This is a genomic window from Burkholderia sp. BCC1985 (assembly GCF_905339915.1).
Taxonomy (GTDB): Bacteria; Pseudomonadota; Gammaproteobacteria; order Burkholderiales; family Burkholderiaceae; genus Burkholderia.
This window is the reverse complement of the sequence record NZ_CAJPGY010000123.1, coordinates 1-737: the sequence shown is the minus strand read 5'-3', so window position 1 is coordinate 737 and position 737 is coordinate 1. Positions and strand designations below refer to the sequence as shown.

1 protein-coding gene is annotated in these 737 nt (G+C 66.1%); it reads left to right on the top strand.

All coding sequences use genetic code 11. From position 1 onward, the window contains the following. Positions 1 to 737: lipoyl synthase (lipA, locus tag U4Z31_RS36930; protein ID WP_321812992.1), on the top strand; the 737-nt coding region annotated here is incomplete at both ends.

Here is a 737-nt window from a genome sequence, read left to right as displayed (position 1 = left end):
ACCGTGTGCGAGGAAGCGAGCTGCCCGAACATCGGCGAATGCTTCGGCAAGGGCACCGCGACGTTCATGATCATGGGCGACAAGTGCACGCGCCGCTGCCCGTTCTGCGACGTCGGCCACGGCCGTCCCGATCCGCTCGACACCGACGAGCCGAAGAACCTCGCGCGCACGATCGCCGCGCTGAAGCTCAAGTACGTGGTGATCACGAGCGTCGACCGCGACGACCTGCGTGACGGCGGCGCCGCCCACTTCGTCGAGTGCATCCGCGAAGTGCGCGAGCAGTCGCCGGAAACGCGCATCGAGATCCTGACGCCGGACTTCCGCGGCCGTCTCGACCGCGCGATCTCGATCCTGAACGCCGCGCCGCCCGACGTGATGAACCACAACCTCGAAACGGTGCCGCGCCTGTACAAGGAAGCGCGCCCGGGTTCGGACTACGCGCACTCGCTGAAGCTGCTGAAGGACTTCAAGGCGCTGCATCCGGACGTCGCGACGAAGTCGGGCCTGATGGTCGGCCTCGGCGAGACCGAAGAGGAAATCCTGCAGGTGATGCGCGACCTGCGCGCGCACGACGTCGACATGCTGACGATCGGCCAGTACCTGCAACCGTCCGAGCACCACCTGCCGGTGCGTGCGTACGTGCATCCGGATACGTTCAAGATGTACGAGGAAGAGGCGTACAAGATGGGCTTCACGCACGCGGCCGTCGGCGCGATGGTGCGTTCGAGCTATCACGC